This is a genomic window from Bradyrhizobium sp. SZCCT0148 (assembly GCF_018129985.1).
GTDB lineage: Bacteria > Pseudomonadota > Alphaproteobacteria > Rhizobiales > Xanthobacteraceae > Bradyrhizobium > Bradyrhizobium japonicum_H.
In genome coordinates this window covers 1-15283 of sequence record NZ_JAFCKT010000011.1, presented here as the reverse complement: position 1 = coordinate 15283, position 15283 = coordinate 1, and the positions used below count along the sequence as shown (strand labels likewise).

Genomic DNA, 15283 nt, shown 5'->3' with positions numbered 1-15283 from the left:
TGAGACCCCAACTGGAGATGACGATGACAACCATCAGGCTCGGCCTCGCGCTGGCCGCGCTTTCGCTCGCGCCGGCCTTTGCGCACGACAAGCACGCGCATGCGAATTTTTCAGCCGGCGAGCCCGGCGACCCCACCAAGCCCGCGCGCACCATCGAGATCCTGATGAACGAGATGGACTACACACCCGCCCGCATCGAGGTCAAACGCGGCGAGCAGATCCGCTTCGTGCTCCGCAATGTCGGCAAGGAGGACCATGAATTCCTGCTCGCCACCACCAAAGAGAATCTCGCGCACGCGGTGGAGATGAAGAAACATCCGCACATGGAGCATGACGATCCCAATGGTGTCAGGCTCGCCCCGAACAAGACGACCGAGATCCTCTGGAAATTCAGCAAGCCCGGCACGTTCGAATTTTCCTGCCTCATTCCCGACCATCGCGACTACGGCATGGTCGGCCACGTCACCGTGAAGTAGCGACAAGGAGATTTCCATGAACCGTATCATTCGCACTGCCGCAGCGCTGACGCTGACTGTCGGCCTTGCCACTGCGGCCCTCGCGGCCGGGGCGGCCTCGATCAGCGGCGAGGTCAAAAAGATCGACGAGAGCGCCGGCAAGATCACGCTCAAGCACGGGCCGGCCAAGAGCCTCGGCATGGAAGACCCCATGACCATGGTCTACCGCGTCAAGGACCCCGCGATGCTCAAGCAGGTGAAAGTCGGCGACAAGGTGACCTTCGAGGCCGAGGAGGCGGCCTCGGGGTACACGGTGACCAGGATCGACAAGGCGAAATAGTTAGGGGGCCCTTCATCGCCGGTTTGGCCCAGGTATATCCACAACGTCATGGCCGGGCTTGACACAGTTGCTTGCCCGTAGCGGGCCGCAGCAAGTAGACAAAACTGTCAACAACGGGATTGTCCTTTAGTCTAATGCCGTGCTTGCAAGTGATAACACGGAGTAGCGACGCTTAGCGACCAATAGCGGGGGTCTATGGCCCCCGGTTTGGCCCCGTCCCGCCAATCGTGTTTGCTCCGGTTAGGAGCAAGACATGAGACGAAAGCTAACAGACAGGTTTGTCCGCAACATCAAGGCAGCGCCTACCGGCAAGCGCATAGAGTGCTACGACACGATGACGCCCTGCTTCGGCGTGCGCGTCACCGACCGCTGCCACAAGACCTACTTCCTGTATCTCAGGTGGCCGGGTGGCAAGGTGCCGACGCGGCGCGAGATCGGGAACGCGGATCGCCTCTCCCTCGCTGCAGCTCGCAAGAGGGCCCGCGAGTGGCTTGAACTGGTCGAGCTGGGCATCGATCCCTGCGAGAAGCAGCGCACGGCAGAGGCCGAGGCGAGACTTCGCCGAGAGACGACGTTTGAAGCCGTGGCCGAGGCGTGGTTCCTCAAGATCAAGCATCAGCGCAAGGTCGAAGAGGTCGAGCGCGACGTTCGGCGCGAGTTCATTCCGCGATGGCGCGGACGTCCCGTCACCAGCATAACGCGACAGGAGATCGCGCAGGTCATCGAGGACAAGGCCGAGGGCCGAGCCCCCGCGCCCAACGCGAAGAAGCAGGGACCGGCTCCCGCTCAGGCTCGCAACCTGCTGGGGCACGTCAAGCAGTTGTTCTCGTGGGCCGTCGCCAGTGGCAAGTATGGACTGGAGGTCTCTCCCGCGCAGCTCGTGCAGGGTCGCGCCATCTACGGCAAGAAGCGCCGCCGATCTCGGGTCCTTAAGGACGACGAGCTTCGCGAGGTGTGGAATGCGGCCGATCAGCTCGCATATCCGTACGGGCCCTGCATCAAGCTAATGATTCTCTCTGGCCAGCGCAGTGCGGAGGTTGCTGAGGCAGTGTGGCCCGAGTTCGACCTGCGCAAGAAGCTCTGGATCATCCCGAAAGAGCGCATGAAGATGGACCACGACCATCTCGTGCCGCTGACAGAGGACATGCTGGCGCTGCTCGCAGACCTGCCGCGCTTCAGCGGCCCGCATCTCTTCAGCACCACGTTCGGCGAGCGCCCCGCCAACGGCTGGAGCAAGGCGAAGGAGCGCATCGACCGGATCACCGGTCCGCTGCCGCACTGGGTCTTCCACGACCTGCGTCGCACGATGCGCACAAACCTGAGTGCGATACCGCAGATATCGGACCGAGTGCGCGAGGTCATGATCGCACACAACAGCGGCATGCACGCCGTCTACGACCTGTACGACTACGCCGAGGAGAAGCGGCAGGGCTTCGGCCTGTGGAACGCGCGGCTGCGGGGCATCCTTGCAGCAGAGCCGACCAGCAACGTCGTGAATTTGTTCGAATCCGCCTGAACTTGCAGTTTCCCAGTCGGCCCGCATAGCGTCGCGAAAATTCTAGGCAAATAGATACCGTTAGTTAGTCACGTTGCTTCACCGTACAGAAACACGCGCATTCTACCCTGATGAGATGAAGATCGGCGGGAGCCAGTGATGGTTGAAGTAATCAAAACAGAGAAATATCAGCGCGGCACGTTTGGAACTTTTATCAAGTGGGCCTTCATTGCATTCAACGTCGTCATGTTGGTCTGGATCATTGGTGGCTTCCACGCTGCTTCGACCATCGAGGTTCACTCGAACGCCGAGCGTGCAGGTCGCGCAATCGGCTCCGCAATTGGAGTTGCCTCTCTCCTGACGTTGTGGGTGTTCGGCGACGTCATACTAGGCGTAATGGTCCTCTTCACACGAGGAACGAAGGTGATCGTAGAGAAATCGATAGAGAGGACGTCTCCACTCGGAGCGATGTCAACATCAGGCGGCGACTTCAGCAAGGCAGATGAGTTGATCGCTCAGTTGAAGAGACAGCAGGCCGAGGAGGTAATTACAAGACAGCCGCAATATGCGCGCTCACAGAGCGGCGCCGGATCCACGTTTGGCAAGCGACGCTAAGCAAGGAGAAGCACCATGGATGTCCTGATGGGACTTTTGACGATCACGAGTGTTGGCGGGATCGCTGTCGGACTGGTGATGTGCGTGTTCCAGCAGCTGCGAGATCGTGGAAAACAAATCGCTTTCTACGGAGTCGTCGGTTTCGCGTTCATCTTCACCTTTGCGCTTTTTCAAGGTCCGAAGACTTCGGTCCAGGCAGCCGCGGTCCAGCCAGTGGTGAAGACAGATGGGCCACCAAGCTACAAAGACGTATTGGGCAGGCTCAAGGTTGACAGCCTGACGTGGGAGAAAGACGGCTTCGGCACCGTAATGAAGGCGTCCTTCGTCATTCGAAACAACAGCACCGTTGATGTCAAGGACATCGTGGTGACGTGCAAGCATTCGAGTAACAGCGGAACGAACATCGACAGCAACACGCGAACCGTCTACGAGAAGGTGCCGCACAATTCCTATCAGGCCGTGATCGGCTTCAACATGGGCTTCATCCACAGCGCGGTATCGCGTTCCGCGTGCTCGGTGGACGCATACTCGCCGGCATAGCGCCTGCTTCGCGTCGTAGGGTGCCAATGTCGCTCGCGGACTGCCTAGCAACAAAGATGATGAGCAACGTCGCGAATCTGTTCACGTCTGCGTGAAGAATTACAGCGGCGCATAGCGAGCCTTAGCGGGTCGCAGCAAATGACTATAACGCTCGCGTCGACAATCTCCTGTGGTGCCTTAGGCTCTGTAGTCTACGCAACAGAGGAGCACTGTCCGAATGCCGAAGAAAACTCCTGGCCGCCGGAAGGTTGGCTCGAAGAACCGCTACGCGAATCCGCGTGTGGTGCAGTCTTGGCGTCAACCGAACCGAGCCTATGTCAGTTGCCTTGCGACGGCAGCGTGGGACGACGGTAAGGTCGAAGCAGAAATCACGGAGGCCGTCAGCGCTATAGTGCCGCGATGGCGGTCGTTTTTCGACAGCCCACCAACGGATCGCGCGCTAGTGATGCGTGCCCGCAACTCCCGCTGCGGCCCAACGGCCAAGACCGAAGCTCCCAACGTCAGTCCGTATAAGAAGAAAATCTGGCCGATTGCTAAACGCGACTACAGGGCGGGCAAACGCACTTACAAGTTTTCCTCAGAAGACGACCCCGCTGCCTGAGATGCTCGATGCCTCTCCGCAATAGGTCCAATTCTCTTGCGGACAACATGGTTGTATGATTACCGGCAGTTGTGATCGCGACCGAATGATATATCTTGGGGTTTTGTGACCTTGAGGGAATCAATGGCGTCGCATCCATACATATCCGGGCCGGGCAATATTACGTCGATGGTCGCGTACCTCCGGAAGAACTTTCCGGCGACGGTTACATCAGACACTGTCAAGAAGCTTGGCTTAGCCTCGAACAATGAGAGCTATGTCATCAACGCTCTCCAATTCCTTGGCATCATCAACGAGGAGGGCAAGAGGACCGATAAGGGTCAAGAGACTTTCGCGATCCATGACGATGAGGCTTTTAAGAGATCATTCGGGGAATTAATCAAGGCCGCCTACAAAGATCTGTTCGACCTTCGCGCAGATGAAGCGTGGACCATGTCGAAGAGCGAATTGATCGGCTATTTCCGGAGCGCCGACAAGACGAGCGAGGTGATTGGCACCCGTCAAGCTGCAGTCTTTCAGGCGTTACGCGGAATAGCTGGATACGAAAACGGCGCGGGCGAAAAAGCGGCAGGGACAAACAAGTCCGCAGCGAAATCGACGAAGCAGAAAAATACGAAGACCGAGAAGGTAAAAGCATCTACGAAGGTTGCCGCGCTCGCGACCGACCCAGCAGTGCACTTCAAGCCGGCCAAGAAGGACATGGCCCTGACAGTCCGCGTCGAAATTAACCTACCTGCGGAGGCGAGCGCTGAAACCTACGACAACATCTTCAAGAGCATTAAGGCCAACTTGCTGAATGAGTGACGCTCTCGCTCTCTTTGAGCGCTTTGCGCGCAATGCAAAGAACTTCGGCGAGCGAGCTCGTTTGGAGTCGCGGGACGTACATCCTTTCGACGAGCGCAACATCCATCCTGAAATAGCAAATGTCTCGCTCGGACTGTTCGACAACGGCCACTATTCTCAGGCCACTTTCGAGGCGTTCAAGCTTCTCGACAACTTAGTCCAGAGCGTCTCCGGAATCAGCGAAACTGGATATAAGCTCATGATGTCAGCGTTCAACGAAGCCAGCCCCAAGATTCAATTGAATGCTCTGCAGACGATGAGCGACAAAGATGAGCAAATGGGCTTTCGTTTTGTATTCGCAGGATCAATGTCAGCAATACGAAACCCGCGCGGCCACGAAATTCGAGCGGACCCGATCGAACTCTGTCTGGACCATCTCTCCTTCGCGTCTGTCCTGCTCCGAACACTGGAGAGCCGTATCAGCCCCTAGGAACGACGTGCGATCAAGGCGTCGATGGCTCGCTTTGCCGCTGCAATGGCCTTCTCATCTTGCTGGTCGCACGCATTTTGTAACTTCTCGAACAGCCTCGCCAACCTGCGCGCCCGCTTGGCGTTGCCCAGCTTCGTACCCATAGCTATCTCCCGTCAGTCACGACGGGCAAACCAGCTATATCCTGTGCGAAACCGGGACAATCAACGCGAAGCGCCCGAGTTAACGGGGCGTTTTTGGGCTCGCTGGGCGAGCCACCGGGGGTCGCGTGCGCCCGGCGGTGCCGGTGGCGGCCCTTGGCCCCAGCAAGCGCCACGTGCCCGCCTAACCGAAGCCGGGCCGGCCTTGGCCGGGTTTGGTGCCGTTCTGGGGGCTCGCCAGGACTCGCAAAAGGTCGCGTGGGAGCGTTTTGGCGGGCGGGCCGTACCCCAAATGCCCCGGGGGGCACGAGGTGGTGCTAATATGGGCTGCTGCTATGCAGCAAAAAGGCATAGGCGCCCGCGCTACCAGCAACCAGCGGACACCACCACCCGGGAACTGCTACTTTTGAGCAATCAGTGCGCGCAGGCATCGCGGGCCAAGATGGCCAAGGGTGCGGTCTGAATTTCGGGGATGGTCCAGTGGTCGAAGCGGAGGACGATGGAGACGAAGAGATCGAGTACGGCAGAGAGTACGTGCACACAGCCGATGACGCGCTTGCAGAGGCGAGAAAGCTGATCGCCCCCATGAGCGACAGCGATGTCTGGCCGGACTGGCAGAGTGGCGTACCAAGAGTTCTGCGGCGGATGGTTTGGACGCCAAAAATTTATCTTGGAAAAGTTCGCCATGACCACAGGAAGGTTCAGGCGACAGTTAGGTATTCGTGGGTTAAGCCGTGCCTTCTCTCGGAGCTCCGAGACAATTACGGCTTGCTGCCGTCATCGAGATACTCAAGCGAGTGGTACGGAGTGTATCGGGTGTTTGTACCTGGGATCTCAATAGGCCGATTCTGCGGGTTAGATCCGACAGGGACGATTTACATAGGACGGGCGGGCAGCAAGCGCGGTTGGTCGATTCTGAGAACCCGCCTCATGCAGCTCGCTAAGCGAGAGCATCACGTTACTCAAGCTTGGGATTATTACACGGCGCGGCACCAAAAATATCCGTGGTCCTCGCTGGCAGTCGATTGGGCCTATATCCAGCATTGGGTTGATCAGAAGGGCGACGAGGTCATAGGAGCACCGCGAGCCGAAAGCTGGCTGCTCGAATCGTACAATGACTGCTTCGGCGAATATCCGCCGATGAACGAGAAGGGTTGAGCATGCTCTCCTCGTCTCATCAGATGGGTAGATCGGATTGCATCGACGCAATGCGATAAAGCCCGACCTCCGATCGTTCGATCAAACCATCCCTGCACATCTTGGACAGCAAGTTCTTGATATTGGCGTAGTCATCGTCAACCGCTTTGGCGACGGCCGCTATACTCATCGAATGCCCGGCCTTGGCGAGGACCGACAGTATGCGAAGGCGTTCGGGACTCATTTGATCTCTCATCTTCAGACCGAGGTTCTCAAGGCGCATGTTCGCGTCGAACTGCACGGCTAGTTTGAATTCCTCACACTCGCGACCATTCCCCCAAATGTACCGCGAACCATCCGGGTCCTTGCCCAAAACCATGAGGTGATCCACGCCTCCGGTCAGACCGAGAGTGCCGGACACTGTGTCAATCAGGTCGTCAGCCGTAGCCTTGCGCTGGTGGTGCAACACGAGAATCGCGACTTTCGCCTCTGCGGCCAGAGCCTGCATACTCATCAGTGCCTCGTAGTCGGATTCGTACTGCGACTCCTGCGAGCGGCCCTTTGGGGGGCGGACTTTCTGCAGGATGTCGACGATAATCAGACGCGGCTTCGCAACCCCGTCGATCCAGCGCTTCATCCAGTCAATCCCGCCGACGTTCAGCCTCGGCCAGGTCGTCGCGTAATCAAAGCGTGGCCAGATGCTCTTGTGAGCGCCAAGCATCTTGGTCATGCGATTTTGCATTCGCCTGTCGCTGTCCTCTAGGAACAGCCCGAGTACGTCGCCCTGCTCGCAGGGTTTTCCGAGACACCAGTTCCCCGCCGCAACTGCCGTCGCTATCTCAAGGCCGAACCAGCTCTTTCCAACCTTCGGGCGCCCAGCGAGCATGCTAAGACCCTCGGGAAGAATACCGGGGATGATTTCCTTTATTGCCTCGAATACCTGCGTCTGCAGAACGTCGGTGCGACGCATCACGTCGTCGTAAGCTGGCAGCGGCAGCCCCTTTGGAGCGGCAGCGGCCTTCGCCTCTTCGAACGATGCCCTCGTGCGCTTGGGTTTCTCGGTCATGCACCGAACTCCTGCGCGAGCATCACGCGATAAGCGTCGCGCCAACTTCGGTCGTACTGATCCGCAAACCAGTAAACTGTGTCCTCGCGAATGGACTTGACCTTGGCGCACTCGCGCCACTTGTCCTGAATGGCTCTGTCGCCGGGGTACTTGTTCGGAGCATCACGGCTCCACTCGTCGAAGTGCCCGAAACCGCTATCTCCTAATGCGGCATAGATAGCAAAACCGATTTTGGTCCAGTCATCGTAGTTCACGTCGGCTGGTATTACGCGAAGCGCGCACCATATCTTGAGATCGGTGTTTTCGGCAGCCAACACGTCATTCGGGTCATCGGAAAGCCCACGCCCGGCGCTCTCCGTCATCATCGCCAGAACTTCGGCCGGCGGAAGCTCCCGCGGAACTGCTCCGAACGATGAGCGATGCGACGCCGACCGCCGCTGTTCGCAGACCAAATCAATGAGCCATGATGGCGCGGGCGCGATGGCATAGAAGCTGGTGATCCAGCGGCGGCCGCGAGATGGCGGCGCTATCACGTATGCGCCGTCACCCCGGACGTCTATGCCGTCGCCGAGCTTTGACGTGGTGCTGAGGACATGACGACCGGGATATCTGTAGTACCAGTGACTACCGTTCTGCGTCTCAACTATCGCGGTATGGGGCAGATGTCCTCGGTGGTGATGCTGCAGAGCCTCCAGAGCCGCGTTGCCGTTCTTTCCATTCTTGTTGTCAACGTCGATAGCGAAGAAACCGGAAACCGCGCCGGTCTCGATGGCCACATCAGCACGCGGATAGCGCCGAAACATTCGTTCGACAGTCTCTGTGTCGCTCGACGCCCCCCATCGCCGGCCCGTCTTCTCCATGGACAAATGCGGGATGCGATCGCCTCTGACGGGAAATACTGCGCAGCCACGCCGCGCGTATCGCAGTGCTGCATGGAGCACGGGTGCTGGCTCGGTATTCGGTCCTGTGGTATTCTTAGACACGGCTTGTTCTCCTTCCAGAACATGCTGAACAGCCCGCTCGGACAGGTGGCTCTGTCTGGGCGGGTTTTTTTTTTTGCTTTGGTCACGCGACTCTCGGGCGGCTGTCGATGTACGCGGTGACCTCGTCCTCAAAGAACGCGATGCGGTTAGGGCTGATGCGAATGGCGATCGGGAAGCCCGGCAGCGTCTTCATCCAGCGATACAGCGTGACGGGGTGACAGCCGACGCGCCGCGCGGTCTCGCGCGGATCGATCAACGCGCGACCGTTGCTTACGGCAGGGATGGGATAGTCAGCGCGCCAGCGGTTGGGGGCTCGCTTCGCGCCGGCTGGCAGCGGATGGTTTGCAATGTGCTTTTCGAACGACGATGACTTCGGCATCGGAATGGTCTCCGCAGCTTTGAACTGGAGAGAACCGCGATGAGGTCTTTGACGTGAGTGTGCTGTGACTGTGCTGGTGCGGCGCGCTCAAGACAAAGAACCGCTGTCGGGTTCTCAGTTTCTCTTGAGCGCCAAGCGGATGACTCACCGTAGTGGACAGGGCCGCGTTATTCGTCTCGATAAAGCGTTTGACCGCGTGGCGCGCGCTCAGCTGCCCTTATGCTTGCACGGGGCACGGTGGGTGTGCAATCGCCAACTTTCAGTTATACACATGGGCTAAGGCTGCGGTTTGCGGCGCCACCACCGGGCGGGCGCGGGGCCAACGTGCGAATACCGGGGGCGTGACGGTTACCACGAATACCAATTGTAAGCAGTAACTGGGAATGAGTGTGGGAGAGCTGCAAAAGTAGCCGCCGCAGGCAGTTGCAGGTGTGCGAACATCGCCACCATCCTCCCTGCAGCCATCGCAAGCCTTCGAGTAATCGCGGCTTACCCCGTACCCCGAGTATTCGCGGTAACCGCAGTATTCGCGGTAACCGGGCTAGCGAACTTGGCGCTGGGCAGGCTGTTGGTACCACCAAATATGAGCCGAAACCGAGCGAAGCGAGTGCCCCTCCGGAGAAAAATACCATTCTCAGATACACTCAACAGACTCGGTGCAACCGCCAACGCGCGAAATAGCCGGTTCTCGCCCGGTGGCCCGCAGCGACAGTATCGCATCACTGCAGCTCCGTTATTCACCGCGATTGCTCACACGACAGGCCGGGGCTTATTGCTGGGCCAGCGCGCGGCGCAAAATTGCATGCCCGTTTAGATCAACCTGCGTCGTGCCCAACCGAGGACGACGAAGGCATGACCAGCAAGGCGAGGAACACCAGCAAGCCGTGGCGCGTGGTGGGGCAAGAGACCAAGTCCGCCGCTCCATCGGCAGAACTGCATCATCTGCCCGGAAAGGCAAAGACACCGCGCAAGCCCGATGGATCGTTTGCCAAGGGAACGCGACCGGGGCCGGGACGCGCGAAGGGCCAGCGCAATCGCACGACAGTGATGCTCAAGGACGCGATCTTGCAGGCTGCGGCGCTCTTAGGACAAGACGGCAAGGGCAAGGACGGACTTACTGGTTATCTCATGATGCTCGCGAGCAAGGAGCGCCAGACATTCGCAAAGCTGCTTGAGCGCGTTCTGCCTCTGCAGCTCGACGTCAAGGAGTCGCCTCGTGAGTACACCGTTGAGGAAGCGGCCGCCGAGCTAAACAGGCGCGGCCTTCCAGTTCCAATGTTGCTCGCGCTCGCGCCGCCATCGAACGAGATCCCGGTCGCTGCCAACGAAGACACCGCTGAAGACGACGAGTTCGAACAGCTCGCGCCTGGAACTATGCGCATAGAGTAATTGCGATTGCTTGGTCGATTCTACCGAAGGTAGCATGCCACTCTAAGGGCAATGGCAGGCATTGCGCCGGCCGCACCTTCAAGGAAGAGACCATGAACCACATTACGTATCTGAGAGTGAGAGACGGGGCGCTCGCCCATTCGGACGAGGCACTCGACGAGCGAGGACTGCTTCGCGACGGCTATATGGTGCGACGAACCATCTGCGTGATGGACTCCGCGCGCGTGCCAGCCTTCTTCGACGAGGAGACAGCGAGAAAGTTCGCCGACGTCGAGGCTCGCAGGGAGAGACTGTCGAATGCATGGCGCGAGCCAGCGCCTCAGCAACGGCAGCCTCTCGCCGCCGAGCTGGCGGCATTAGAGCGACGGCCGACAACTTCGCCGGCCCGCGACGCAGAAGCGGCCCGGGCCGAGCGCGATCGTCGGCTCGTTGACGCATGGCGGCACTGAGGAGGTAACGATGACAGCCAAACTGACGGCGAAAGCCAACGCCAAGCTCTCACGCCTCGCCGACGAGGTCGACCAGGCCCGGAGCCTTATCGACCTGACGATGCAGCGCATCAGCGAGTGTCACGTGGCGATGCGCAATATGAGCGAAGACGCTGATCCTGATCGATGGGCGGCCTTAGAGGCGGAGGTCGAGCGCCTCGACGGCAGACGCCAGACCGAGCAAGCGCGGCACGCCTGCCTCGCACGTCAAGTCGCGCGCCTGCGCTCGTGGCTCGACAGCCTCCCCGTCGGCATTGAGCTAGCCGATGTTCCCGTTGTTGAGTGGCATCGCGACGAGAGCGACGACTTGCAGGAGTGCGTGGAGATTGTACGCATCGAGATCGAGCAGATCCTCAGTACGCGAAAGAGCGTGGCTAACTCGGTTCCTCCGGTGGAGGACCTGTACATTCAGGCCGACCGGCACGTGGAGGCTCTCGCTAAGCAAGGAGCACCGAGCATCAAGGTCGAGAACGGCCAGCTGAGTGTACAGTACGTCAGCGGCTGGTCCGGCGCCGCATATGAGGCCGTCGCGACAATGGCGTGGCTCTGTGCCGACCAGCTCGTGGACGCCCTTCACGCCCGGATCGACGAGCTCCGGGCCGACGAGCTGCGCCGCGGCCTCATCGTCATGCATCCTAATGATCGAAAGCGCAAACTCGCCGATCTCGACCACCGCATTCGGACGTTGGAGCTGGAGGAGGAGCACTACATCGTGCAGGCCGAGGGTAACGGCATCGCCATTGCTCGCCGGGAGAAGGCCAGCCCGGCCGCCGTGCTGGGCGTCGCCGTGCTGGGAAAACGTGAGATCGCCGCCTGACGCATAGGGGCGGCCGCGGACAAGTGGGCGAGTGTCCGCGTCATGACAAAAACCCCCACACCGGGCGGCATGGCTTCCTTCGTGCGCGGCCCGGACTCTCTCTTGCTGCACCCAGCCCGGGGATAGCCCCCGGGCTCAAGATGACGTAAAAGCGCCAGCCAGGAAGGACTGGGCAACCGGGCTTGACCCGGCCATCCACGCCTTTCCACCGGCACGCAGAACGTGGATGCCCGGGACAAGCCCGGGCGTGACGGATTCCTCCGTGACCGACCGCGCCCGGAACACCCCGGCCTGACCACCTGCCGCACCCCCGCGTTAACCCTTTGCTAACCATACACCCGGCAAGAATTGCCGGGTGAAGTCGAGTGTCGTCAGCCGCGTAAAACGGGAGGTCCCCCGTGGACGCCAGTGCGGTGCCTCACTTTCGGAACGGCGGCCCTTCGGCTGCCGCGCAGACAATTGGGGCGCGCGGACGGCAGTCGCGCGGGGGAGCAGCTACCATGGTCGACGTCACCGCGGGACAGGGCGTAGCCAGCACGAATGCCGGCGTCCCCACCGTCAACGAGATCATCAACATCCTCAAGCGCGGCGACATCGCGCTGGCGCTCGGCATCCTCACCATCCTGGTGGTGCTGATCCTGCCGCTGCCCGCGATCGTGCTGGACCTGTTCCTGGCGATCTCGATCACACTCTCGATCCTGATCCTGATGACCTCGCTGTTCATCCAGACGCCGCTCGAATTCTCGGCCTTCCCGACCGTCCTCTTGATCTCGACCATGCTGCGCCTGTCGCTCAACATGGCCTCGACCCGGCTGATCCTGTCGCACGGGCACGAGGGCACGGCGGCCGCCGGTCACGTCATCGAGGCCTTCGGCAGCTTCGTGATGGGCGGCAATTTCGTCATCGGCATCATCGTCTTCGCCATCCTGATCATCGTCAATTTCGTCGTCATCACCAAGGGTTCGGGCCGTATCGCCGAAGTCGCCGCGCGCTTCCACCTCGATGCCATGCCCGGCAAGCAGATGGCGATCGACGCCGACCTCTCCGCCGGCCTGATCGACGAGGCGGTCGCCAAGCATCGCCGCAAGGAGCTGGAGGACGAAAGCGGCTTCTTCGGCGCGATGGACGGTGCCTCGAAGTTCGTCCGCGGCGATGCCATCGCGGGCCTCTTGATCGTCTTCATCAACGTCGTCGGCGGCATGATCATCGGTGTCGCGCAGCAGGGCCTGTCCTTCGCCGACGCCGGGCGCAGCTACACGCTGCTGACGGTCGGTGACGGCCTCGTCACCCAGGTGCCGGCGCTGATCGTGTCGACCGCGGCGGGCCTGCTCGTCTCCAAGGCCGGCGTCACCGGCGCCGCCGACAAGGCGCTGATGAAGCAGTTCTCGGGCTACCCGCAGGCGCTCGCGATGTCCTCCGCGGTGATGCTGGTGCTGGCGGCCCTGCCGGGCATTCCAACCCTCCCCTTCCTCGCGCTCGGCGGCGGCGCCGGCGCGCTCGCCTGGCACGCCCGCAACCGCAACCGGGCGACCGCCAGGGCCGTCGAAGTCGCGAAGACCGCGCCCGCCGCGGGAACGCCGGGTGCGCCGGGCTCCGCCGCGGCCGAGGAGCCGATCTCCGCGGCGCTCAAGATCGACGACCTCAAGATCGAACTCGGCTACGCGCTGCTGCCGCTGGTCAACGGCCCCGACGGCACCGACCGCCTCACCGAGCAGATCAAGGCGCTGCGCCGCTCGCTCGCGATCGAGATGGGCTTCGTGATGCCGGCGGTCCGCATCCTCGACAACGTCCAGCTCGAGGCCAACACCTACATCATCAAGATCAAGGAGGTCGACGCCGGCACCGGCAAGATCTGGCCGAACCAGTTCATGGTCATGGATCCCGGCGGCAGCCAGGTGCAGGTGCCCGGCATCCACACCACCGAGCCGACCTTCGGCCTGCCCGCGACCTGGGTCGACGCCAGCCTCAAGGAGGAGGCCTCGCTCAAGGGCTACACCGTCGTCGATGCCGCCACCGTGCTCTCGACCCACCTCACCGAGCTGCTCAAGGCCAACATGTCGGACCTGTTGTCCTATGGCGAGGTGCAGAAACTCCTCAAGGAGCTGCCGAAGGAGCAGAGCGAGCTGGTCAAGGACATCGTCCCCGGACAGGTCACGGTCTCCGGCATCCAGCGCGTGCTGCAGCTGCTGCTCGCCGAGCGGATCTCGATCCGCGATCTCTCGACCATCCTCGAGGGCATCGCCGACTCGCTCGCCTTCTCGCGCAATCCCGCCACGATGGTCGAGCACGTCCGCGCCCGCCTGGCGCGGCAGATCTGCGCGCAGAACACCTCCTATGCCGGCTATCTGCCGCTGATCGCGCTGTCGGCGCGGTGGGAGCAGGCCTTTGCCGAATCCATCATCGGCCAGGGCGAGGAGCGCAGCCTTGCGATGCAACCCTCGAAACTGTCGGAGTTCATGACCGGCGTGCGCGAGGCGTTCGAGCGCGCCGCCCGCGAGGGCGAGGCGCCGGTGCTGGTCACCTCTGCGGCAATTCGTCCCTTCGTCCGCTCCCTGGTGGAGCGGTTCCGGGCCCAGACAACGGTGCTGTCGCAGGCCGAGATCCACCCCCGGGCGAGGTTGAAAACGGTCGGAAGCATCTGATTTGCCTTAAGAAGCCGTGTGTTTTTCGGCCACAGGCAAATGCTTTTTGAGTTCCCGGTGCTTTGACGACCAAACCTGGAGAAAGCACCCGGAAGGCATATTACGGCCTTGAAATAACTGCCGAAATGCACGATCAAGGCTCGCTCTTGATCGCGAGTTTTCACGACCATTCACGCTCTTGTGATGGCCTCTTGGGAACGGATCCCCCCAATACTAGGTTGTTGGGCACCGGAAGCATGAACCTGCCCGAACAGGGTGGCGACTACTTCGGGTAGATGGCGGCAGGAGCCTTCCATGAACCACTCGATTTACAGCGCAGACCGCTCGACCCACCTCAAGATCGTGGTCGTTGCCCTGGTGGCAGGGATCGCAGTCGCGGGCCTTGGCATCACCGCGCGCACGACGAGTTCGGATGAAGGTCTCACCCAGACCGCACGCGTCATGAAGGCCGGCAAGCCGGTGACCATCACCAGCGCGAACACCTCGCTCGTTCGCTAAGGGAGACATGAGTTTCAGGAATTCACGCGGCTCTTTACCAGCCCCCCAAAGTCGCCACGTGGATATGTAGACGACCCCAACCCCAAGTCGACTACAGAAAGCGCCCGCCCCCCACGGGCGCTTTCTCATGTCTGGGGTACTTTGCGCCATTGTTGACGCAGGTGACGAACGTATCAAACTCACCGCTCTCGCCTCCGTGTCCCGGACGCGCTGCAACGCCCTCCGCGTTGCCGCGCGGAGCCGGCATTCGCTGATGGATGGGCCGCGGCTCTGCAGCGCACCGCTGAAGAAGCGCCCTGCTGCGTCCGGGGCACGAGAGCGGTGTTCAACGGCACACATGATTGATCATCCTCGCGGCGCATTTCGCCCGAGCTTTGCTTCGTCGCTTCGCCCTCGATTGAAAGAGGGCGCAGGGAAGACCGGGC

18 protein-coding genes are annotated in these 15283 nt (G+C 60.9%); 14 read left to right on the top strand and 4 right to left on the bottom strand.

All coding sequences use genetic code 11. The features are described from left to right. The first annotated feature begins 23 nt into the window (after positions 1-23). The 8 genes from JQ580_RS25925 (at position 24) to JQ580_RS25890 (ending at position 5319) form a co-directional block, all read left to right on the top strand. On the top strand, positions 24-476 hold the full coding sequence (locus tag JQ580_RS25925) for a cupredoxin domain-containing protein (RefSeq protein WP_249134437.1): 453 nt from the start codon (positions 24-26) through the stop codon (positions 474-476). Between the two features lie 16 nt (positions 477-492). Continuing rightward, the gene (locus JQ580_RS25920) at positions 493-795 is read left to right on the top strand and encodes a copper-binding protein (protein WP_094895184.1); all 303 of its coding nucleotides are present in this window, start codon (positions 493-495) and stop codon (positions 793-795) included. Positions 796-1048: 253 nt separating this feature from the next. After that, positions 1049-2311, top strand: a complete 1263-nt coding sequence (locus JQ580_RS25915; RefSeq protein WP_212283029.1) for a tyrosine-type recombinase/integrase — start codon at positions 1049-1051, stop codon at positions 2309-2311. Positions 2312-2449: 138 nt separating this feature from the next. Beyond that, on the top strand, positions 2450-2905 hold the full coding sequence (locus tag JQ580_RS25910; protein WP_212283028.1) for a hypothetical protein: 456 nt from the start codon (positions 2450-2452) through the stop codon (positions 2903-2905). Positions 2906-2920: 15 nt separating this feature from the next. Then, positions 2921-3445: a hypothetical protein gene (locus JQ580_RS25905; protein ID WP_212283027.1), complete on the top strand. Its 525-nt coding sequence runs from the start codon at positions 2921-2923 to the stop codon at positions 3443-3445. A 217-nt stretch (positions 3446-3662) separates the two neighbouring features. Further along, the gene (locus JQ580_RS25900) at positions 3663-4046 is read left to right on the top strand and encodes a hypothetical protein (RefSeq protein WP_212283026.1); all 384 of its coding nucleotides are present in this window, start codon (positions 3663-3665) and stop codon (positions 4044-4046) included. Positions 4047-4169: 123 nt separating this feature from the next. Further along, positions 4170-4850 carry a DUF5343 domain-containing protein gene (locus JQ580_RS25895; protein WP_212283025.1) on the top strand — a complete coding sequence of 227 codons (681 nt, stop codon included), beginning with the start codon at positions 4170-4172 and terminating at the stop codon, positions 4848-4850. After that, on the top strand, positions 4843-5319 hold the full coding sequence (locus JQ580_RS25890) for a TIGR02391 family protein (protein ID WP_212283024.1): 477 nt from the start codon (positions 4843-4845) through the stop codon (positions 5317-5319). Before JQ580_RS25895 ends, JQ580_RS25890 begins: the two co-directional genes overlap by 8 nt. Here JQ580_RS25890 and JQ580_RS25885 read toward each other — a convergent pair. Beyond that, positions 5316-5462, bottom strand: coding sequence for a hypothetical protein (locus tag JQ580_RS25885; protein WP_212283023.1), 147 nt, complete (start codon positions 5460-5462; stop codon positions 5316-5318). The genes JQ580_RS25890 and JQ580_RS25885 overlap by 4 nt on opposite strands. 477 nt (positions 5463-5939) lie before the next feature. Between JQ580_RS25885 and JQ580_RS25880 the strand changes: the two genes are divergently transcribed. Beyond that, the gene (locus JQ580_RS25880) at positions 5940-6617 is read left to right on the top strand and encodes a hypothetical protein (protein ID WP_212283022.1); all 678 of its coding nucleotides are present in this window, start codon (positions 5940-5942) and stop codon (positions 6615-6617) included. Positions 6618-6636: 19 nt separating this feature from the next. Here JQ580_RS25880 and JQ580_RS25875 read toward each other — a convergent pair whose 3' ends face one another. From JQ580_RS25875 to JQ580_RS25865, 3 genes are all read right to left on the bottom strand, one after another. After that, positions 6637-7662, bottom strand: a complete 1026-nt coding sequence (locus JQ580_RS25875; RefSeq protein WP_212283021.1) for an AAA family ATPase — start codon at positions 7660-7662, stop codon at positions 6637-6639. Further along, positions 7659-8603: a bifunctional DNA primase/polymerase gene (locus JQ580_RS25870; protein ID WP_311982492.1), complete on the bottom strand. Its 945-nt coding sequence runs from the start codon at positions 8601-8603 to the stop codon at positions 7659-7661. Before JQ580_RS25870 ends, JQ580_RS25875 begins: the two co-directional genes overlap by 4 nt. Before the next feature lie 124 nt (positions 8604-8727). Next, positions 8728-9024 carry a helix-turn-helix transcriptional regulator gene (locus JQ580_RS25865; protein ID WP_212283019.1) on the bottom strand — a complete coding sequence of 99 codons (297 nt, stop codon included), beginning with the start codon at positions 9022-9024 and terminating at the stop codon, positions 8728-8730. 852 nt (positions 9025-9876) lie between these two features. Here JQ580_RS25865 and JQ580_RS25860 point away from each other — a divergent pair. From JQ580_RS25860 to JQ580_RS25840, 5 genes are all read left to right on the top strand, one after another. After that, on the top strand, positions 9877-10413 hold the full coding sequence (locus JQ580_RS25860; protein WP_212283018.1) for a hypothetical protein: 537 nt from the start codon (positions 9877-9879) through the stop codon (positions 10411-10413). Between the two features lie 92 nt (positions 10414-10505). Beyond that, positions 10506-10862: a hypothetical protein gene (locus tag JQ580_RS25855; RefSeq protein ID WP_212283017.1), complete on the top strand. Its 357-nt coding sequence runs from the start codon at positions 10506-10508 to the stop codon at positions 10860-10862. A 10-nt stretch (positions 10863-10872) separates the two neighbouring features. Next, entirely contained in the window at positions 10873-11718 is an 846-nt protein-coding gene (locus tag JQ580_RS25850) for a hypothetical protein (RefSeq protein ID WP_212283016.1), read from the top strand. A 500-nt stretch (positions 11719-12218) separates the two neighbouring features. Next, complete coding sequence (gene flhA / locus JQ580_RS25845; RefSeq protein ID WP_212283015.1) at positions 12219-14360, top strand: flagellar biosynthesis protein FlhA; 2142 nt, start codon at positions 12219-12221, stop codon at positions 14358-14360. A gap of 294 nt (positions 14361-14654) precedes the next feature. Further along, positions 14655-14858: a hypothetical protein gene (locus JQ580_RS25840; RefSeq protein WP_106951440.1), complete on the top strand. Its 204-nt coding sequence runs from the start codon at positions 14655-14657 to the stop codon at positions 14856-14858. Positions 14859-15283: the final 425 nt, after the last annotated feature.

What these genes read in the sequence shown, in the direction of transcription:
- flhA (WP_212283015.1), top strand. Translation starts at nt 12,219, where the DNA reads ATGGTCGACGTCACCGCGGGACAGGGCGTAGCCAGCACGAATGCCGGC.
- JQ580_RS25925 (WP_249134437.1), top strand. Translation starts at nt 24, where the DNA reads ATGACAACCATCAGGCTCGGCCTCGCGCTGGCCGCGCTTTCGCTCGCG.
- JQ580_RS25840 (WP_106951440.1), top strand. Translation starts at nt 14,655, where the DNA reads ATGAACCACTCGATTTACAGCGCAGACCGCTCGACCCACCTCAAGATC.
- JQ580_RS25850 (WP_212283016.1), top strand. Translation starts at nt 10,873, where the DNA reads ATGACAGCCAAACTGACGGCGAAAGCCAACGCCAAGCTCTCACGCCTC.
- JQ580_RS25905 (WP_212283027.1), top strand. Translation starts at nt 2,921, where the DNA reads ATGGATGTCCTGATGGGACTTTTGACGATCACGAGTGTTGGCGGGATC.
- JQ580_RS25875 (WP_212283021.1), bottom strand. Translation starts at nt 7,662, where the DNA reads ATGACCGAGAAACCCAAGCGCACGAGGGCATCGTTCGAAGAGGCGAAG.
- JQ580_RS25860 (WP_212283018.1), top strand. Translation starts at nt 9,877, where the DNA reads ATGACCAGCAAGGCGAGGAACACCAGCAAGCCGTGGCGCGTGGTGGGG.
- JQ580_RS25915 (WP_212283029.1), top strand. Translation starts at nt 1,049, where the DNA reads ATGAGACGAAAGCTAACAGACAGGTTTGTCCGCAACATCAAGGCAGCG.
- JQ580_RS25910 (WP_212283028.1), top strand. Translation starts at nt 2,450, where the DNA reads ATGGTTGAAGTAATCAAAACAGAGAAATATCAGCGCGGCACGTTTGGA.
- JQ580_RS25865 (WP_212283019.1), bottom strand. Translation starts at nt 9,024, where the DNA reads ATGCCGAAGTCATCGTCGTTCGAAAAGCACATTGCAAACCATCCGCTG.
- JQ580_RS25900 (WP_212283026.1), top strand. Translation starts at nt 3,663, where the DNA reads ATGCCGAAGAAAACTCCTGGCCGCCGGAAGGTTGGCTCGAAGAACCGC.
- JQ580_RS25920 (WP_094895184.1), top strand. Translation starts at nt 493, where the DNA reads ATGAACCGTATCATTCGCACTGCCGCAGCGCTGACGCTGACTGTCGGC.
- JQ580_RS25895 (WP_212283025.1), top strand. Translation starts at nt 4,170, where the DNA reads ATGGCGTCGCATCCATACATATCCGGGCCGGGCAATATTACGTCGATG.
- JQ580_RS25885 (WP_212283023.1), bottom strand. Translation starts at nt 5,462, where the DNA reads ATGGGTACGAAGCTGGGCAACGCCAAGCGGGCGCGCAGGTTGGCGAGG.
- JQ580_RS25855 (WP_212283017.1), top strand. Translation starts at nt 10,506, where the DNA reads ATGAACCACATTACGTATCTGAGAGTGAGAGACGGGGCGCTCGCCCAT.
- JQ580_RS25890 (WP_212283024.1), top strand. Translation starts at nt 4,843, where the DNA reads ATGAGTGACGCTCTCGCTCTCTTTGAGCGCTTTGCGCGCAATGCAAAG.